Origin of the sequence: Bradyrhizobium sp., assembly GCF_049798375.1 — a bacterium.
Lineage (GTDB): Bacteria > Pseudomonadota > Alphaproteobacteria > Rhizobiales > Xanthobacteraceae > Bradyrhizobium.
Map to the genome: position 1 here is coordinate 1 of NZ_JBARGP010000714.1, position 5,014 is coordinate 5,014.

General features: G+C 64.7%; 6 protein-coding genes. 3 read left to right on the top strand and 3 right to left on the bottom strand.

From position 1 onward, the window contains the following. The 3 genes from flgA to flgF all read right to left on the bottom strand — a co-directional run. On the bottom strand, positions 1-858 hold an 858-nt coding region (gene flgA, locus WA702_RS27855), incomplete at its 3' end, for a flagellar basal body P-ring formation chaperone FlgA (RefSeq protein ID WP_425113756.1). A gap of 22 nt (positions 859-880) precedes the next feature. After that, complete coding sequence (flgG, locus tag WA702_RS27860; protein ID WP_425113757.1) at positions 881-1,669, bottom strand: flagellar basal-body rod protein FlgG; 789 nt, start codon at positions 1,667-1,669, stop codon at positions 881-883. 28 nt (positions 1,670-1,697) lie between these two features. Continuing rightward, the gene (gene flgF, locus WA702_RS27865; protein WP_425113758.1) at positions 1,698-2,462 is read right to left on the bottom strand and encodes a flagellar basal-body rod protein FlgF; all 765 of its coding nucleotides are present in this window, start codon (positions 2,460-2,462) and stop codon (positions 1,698-1,700) included. 369 nt (positions 2,463-2,831) lie between these two features. Here flgF and fliL point away from each other — a divergent pair, with 369 nt between their 5' ends. The 3 genes from fliL to WA702_RS27880 all read left to right on the top strand — a co-directional run. Beyond that, positions 2,832-3,323, top strand: a complete 492-nt coding sequence (gene fliL, locus WA702_RS27870; protein ID WP_425113759.1) for a flagellar basal body-associated protein FliL — start codon at positions 2,832-2,834, stop codon at positions 3,321-3,323. A gap of 34 nt (positions 3,324-3,357) precedes the next feature. Next, positions 3,358-4,563 carry a flagellar motor switch protein FliM gene (gene fliM / locus WA702_RS27875; RefSeq protein WP_425113760.1) on the top strand — a complete coding sequence of 402 codons (1,206 nt, stop codon included), beginning with the start codon at positions 3,358-3,360 and terminating at the stop codon, positions 4,561-4,563. Then, on the top strand, positions 4,560-5,014 hold a 455-nt coding region (locus WA702_RS27880; RefSeq protein WP_425113761.1), incomplete at its 3' end, for a DUF6468 domain-containing protein. The genes fliM and WA702_RS27880, both read left to right, overlap by 4 nt.

A 5,014-nucleotide genomic window follows, 5' to 3' on the forward strand; every position in this document is an offset into this window, starting at 1 on the left:
GATGGTGACGTCCTGGTCGCGCTGCACCAGGTCGGGCTTGGCGAGATCAAGCGCCTTCAGCGCCTGGCCGGCGCGCAGCGGCCGGCGCGTCTGCATGCCGAGGGCGGCAGCGCGCGAGATCGGTTCGCCGCCGCCAAGCTCGGCCTTCGGGCGGCGCTCGATCACGATGTCGCTGGTGCGCAGCACGTCGGTGCGCTCGATGTTACGGGTCAGCACCGCGACTTCGACGGTCTCGATTGCCGTTCCGGTGAAGCGCAGCTTGGTGGTGCCTGCGGCCACTCCGTCGCCGAGCTCGAAGGCGACGTCGAAGCGGCCGTTGCGCGGATCGACACGGACTGCGCTCGGCGCCAGCGTGCCGGTGTTGTTGGCATCGAGCTTCAGGTCCTGCACCGGCTGGTCGATGGTGACGGTGAGGTTGGCGGCGTCGCCGAGGCCCGAGCGGTGCTCGATCGCCTTGGACACCGCGAGCTCGACGTCCTTGGCGCCGATGGTGCGCGCGAGCCGCGTCACCGCGACTTCCTTGATGTTGCGGGTGTCGACGCCGATCACCTGGTGGCTGCGCAGCGCCGCGATCACCTGGGCAGTCGGCAGCAGGCCCGTCGTGCCGAGGTCGGGGGCACGGTAGACTGCGACCTGGGCCGCGGCGCCGGCGTTGTCGATCAGGTCGCCGACGCGCACGATGTCGCCGGTGACGTTGACCGCAGCGTGCAGCACCGGGGCGGCGATCTGATCCGCTGCGCTTTGATCCTGGATCTGATTTTGGACTTGATTTTGAGCTGCGCCGGCGAATGCCGGCAGCGTGGTCGAGGCGAGCAGCGCAGTGGCCAGCAGCAGTCTGTGGGAGGTGCGGATCATCATGGCAAAAATCCCTCAGCTCGGCTCAGCGGAACAGCGCGGTGGTGGATTGCATCATCTGGTCGGCGGCGGTGATGACCTTGGCGTTCATCTCGTAGGCGCGCTGGGCGGCGATCAGCTCGCTCATCTCGGAGACGACATCGACATTGGCCTGCTCGAGGCTGCCCTGGGTGATGGTGCCGTAGCCTTCCGCGTTGGCGACGCCGTCCTGCGGCTGGCCGGAGGAGGGCGTGTCGGTGTACTGGTTGCTGCCGACCGGCTGCAGGCCGGCCTTGTTGATGAAGCGGGTGAGCTGGATCTGGCCGATGATCTGCGAGGTGGTCGAGCCCGGCAGCGTCACCGAGACCTGGCCCTGCGCGTTCACGGTGATGCCCGAGGAGTTGTTCGGGATCGTGATGGTCGGCTGGACCGGGTTGCCCTGGGCAGTGACGATGCGGCCCTGATTGTCCATCTGGAAGGTGCCGTCGCGGGTGTACTGAAAGGTGCCATCCGGCATCAGGACCTTGAAGAACCCCTCGCCGGTGATGGAGAGGTCGAGATCGTTGCCGGTCTGCGACAGCGTGCCCTGGGTCATCGAACGGGGGGTGCCGACGGTCTTGACGCCGCCACCGATATCGATGCCGACCGGAAGGACCGTGCCCTGGTCCGAGGCTTGCGCGCCGACGCGGCGGACATGTTCGTAGATCAGGTCCTGGAACGCCGCCGTCTGCTTCTTGAAGCCGGTGGTGCGCAAGTTGGCGATGTTGTTCGAGATCACCTGAACGTTGAGTTCCTGTGCCGCCATTCCGGTCGCAGCGGTGTGAAGCGCCTGCATGTCAAATCTCCTTCAAATTCTGCGAGGTTCAGGCCGGAACGTCGGCGAGTTTTTCGATCGCGGACTTGCGCAGGTCGCTCTGCATCTGCAGCAAGTTCGAGATCTGTTGATAGGTCCGGGTGACTTCGACCATGTGGCTCATCTCGCCGACCGCATTCACGTTCGACTTCTCGATGGAGCCCTGCTGGATGGTCGATTTCGTATCTGGCTGCGGCACCGCGCCATCGCCGGCGGCGTAGAGGTTGTTGCCCTGCTTCTGGACGGATTGCGGATCGGCGAAGTTGACGATGCGCAGCTTGCCGCGGATCGAGTCGGCGCGGTTGACGCCTTCGACGACGGTGACGGTGCCGTCAGGCGAGATGGTGATGTCATGGTCGGTCGGCTGGAATACGATCGGGCCGCCGGTGCCGAGCACCGCGTCACCCGAGGCGGTCACGAGCTGACCGGTGTTGTTGAGATGCAGATTGCCGTCGCGGGTGTAGCGCTCGCCATTGGCGGTCTGCACCGCGAGATGGCCGGAGCCGTTGATGGCGACGTCGAGTGGATTGCCGGTGCTCTGGATCGCGCCCTGCGAAGCGTCGCGATAGGTGCCGCGGTCCTGCACATAGGAGACGCGCCGGTCGTTGCCCTGGAAATTGTCCTCATGCGCGCCCGAGGTGAGAAATTCCTCGAACAGCTGGTGGTCGGCCTTGAAGCCGTTGGTGTTGACGTTGGCAACGTTGTTGGCAACGACGTCGAGTTGTCGTTCCAGCACCATCTGCCGCGACAATCCGACGAGAAGCGCATTCTCCACCGGTCAAGCTCCCCTTTAACGATGCCCGCAGCGATCAGCCCTCCCAGGCCGCTCTTTGCGGGGTGCTCCGAACCGTTCGGCTCTCCCAAGCCTGCCGGTTCGCTCAAGGGGATTGCGAATGCCGTGCCAACTCGAATTAGTTCATGAAATCAATGATCTAGGATTTTTATGGACTGAAAACCGCCCGGCAATAACGTCTCATTCACTATAATTGCCCGGCAAGTTTTTCCCACCGCAGGGGCGAAAGAAAGGTTCCATTAACCATTCTTACCGTAGCGTCCGCTCAAGAAGCGCAGGTGCGCTGGGAGCGTTGGTATCGCGTCGTAGGCTTTCTGGCGGCATCGGCCCAATTCCAAAGGACCGAAAGCCATGGCTGAGAATGAAGGCGGAGCAGGCGAGGGCGAAGAGCTCGGCGCGCCCAAAAGCAAGCTCAAGCTGATCATCATCGCCGTTGGCGTGCTCGCGATCCTCGGCGGCGGTGCCGCCGGCTATTTCCTCCTGTTTGGCAAGAAGGGCGAGGAGCACCACGCCGAAGCCGCGCCGCCACCGAAGCCGCCGAGCTTCGTCGAGGTGCCTGACCTCCTGGTCAATCTGGTCGGCAATCCCGGCGACCGCGTGCAGTACCTCAAGGTCAAGGTCGTGCTCGAGGTCAAGGAAGAGAAGCAGGTCGAGCACATCAAGCCGAGCCTGCCGCGCGTCAGCGACATCTTCCAGACCTATCTGCGCGAGCTGCGTCCGAGCGACCTCAACGGTTCGGCCGGCCTGTTCCGCCTCAAGGAAGAGCTGACCAAGCGGGTCAACGTCGCGCTGGCCCCTAACGAGGTCAACGCGGTGCTGTTCAAGGAAATCGTGGTTCAGTAAGGCGCGGGATTCAGGGACATCGGGATTCAAGGATATGGCGGGCAACGATCAAGCCGACCAAGATGCGATAGCCGCGCAATGGGAAGCCTCGCTCGAGAGCGAGGATCCCGCTGAGGCTGCGGAAGCCGCTGCAGCTAACGAACTCACGGAATCGATGTCGCTGCAGTGGGCGGCGATGGTCGAGGACGGCAGCCGCGACTTCGGCGCCACCAAGAATGGCGGCGGCGAGCGGGTGCTGTCGCAGGAGGAGATCGACAATTTGCTCGGCTTCACGGCCGGCGAAGTCAATCTCGACGATCATTCCGGCATCCGCGCCATCATCGATTCGGCGATGGTGTCCTACGAGCGCCTGCCGATGCTCGAGATCGTCTTCGACCGCCTGGTGCGGCTGATGACGACATCGTTGCGCAATTTCACCTCCGACAACGTCGAGGTCTCGCTCGACCGCATCACCTCGGTGCGCTTCGGCGACTACATGAACTCGATTCCGCTGCCGGCGGTGCTCTCGGTGTTCAAGGCCGAGGAGTGGGAGAATTTCGGACTCGCCACCGTCGACTCGACGCTGATCTACGCGATCATCGACGTGCTGCTCGGCGGCCGCCGCGGCAACGCCGCGATGCGGGTCGAAGGCCGGCCCTACACCACGATCGAGACCAATCTGGTGAAGCGGCTGATCGAAGTCGTGCTTGCCGACGCCGAGCAGGCGTTCCGGCCGCTGTCGCCGGTGCGCTTCACCATCGACCGGCTCGAGACCAACCCGCGCTTCGCCGCGATCAGCCGTCCCGCCAACGCCGCGATCCTGGTGCGCCTGCGCATCGACATGGAAGATCGCGGCGGCAACGTCGAACTGCTGCTGCCCTATGCGACGATCGAGCCGATCCGGCCCGTTCTGCTGCAGATGTTCATGGGCGAGAAGTTCGGCCGCGACCCGGTGTGGGAAGGCCATTTCGCCACCGAGATCTCGCAGGCCGAGATCTCCGTCGACGCGGTGCTGTACGAGGCCGACGTGCCGCTTAAGCAGCTGATGCAGCTCAAGGTCGGCGACACGCTGCCGCTCGACATCCGTCCCGACGCACTGGTCGCGGTCCGCTGCGGCGCGACCACGCTGACCGAAGGACGGATGGGCCGGGTCGGCGATCGCGTCGCGATCCGCGTCACCAAACAGTTGCGCAAGCCGCATACGACGCTTGCGATGTTCGAAGGGGCCGAAGGCCAGAACAAGTTGATGGAGGCACAATGAACCACGCCCTCGGGTTGATCATCGAAAGCCTTGTGGCGGTCCTGCTGGTGCTGACCATCGGCTACTGCATGCTGCTCAATACGCGGCTGAAGCGGCTGAAGTCGGACGAGCATTCGTTGAAGGCCGTGATCGCGGAGCTGATCACCGCGACCGAGATCGCCGAGCGCGCGATCGGCGGCCTCAAGCTCGCGGTGCGCGACGTCAACGAGAACCTCGGCAACCAGATGGGCGCCGCGACGCAGATGTCGGAGCAGCTGAAGAGGCAGCTGATGGAAGGCGACCAGGTGGTGCGGCGGCTCTCGAGGATTGCCAGCGCCGCGCGTCCCTTGTCCGCGGCGCTCGAGGCCGAGCCGGAGCCCGCGCCGATCGTCGTTTCCACGCCTGCACCGAAGCCGGCCCCTGCGCCGGCACCCGTCACGGGGGCCCGGGCGGTCGCCGCCGCGGCGCAGGC

Bases quoted from the DNA above. Each gene is read 5' to 3' on its own strand.
- flgG (WP_425113757.1), bottom strand. From the start codon at position 1,669: ATGCAGGCGCTTCACACCGCTGCGACCGGAATGGCGGCACAGGAACTC.
- fliM (WP_425113760.1), top strand. From the start codon at position 3,358: ATGGCGGGCAACGATCAAGCCGACCAAGATGCGATAGCCGCGCAATGG.
- fliL (WP_425113759.1), top strand. From the start codon at position 2,832: ATGGCTGAGAATGAAGGCGGAGCAGGCGAGGGCGAAGAGCTCGGCGCG.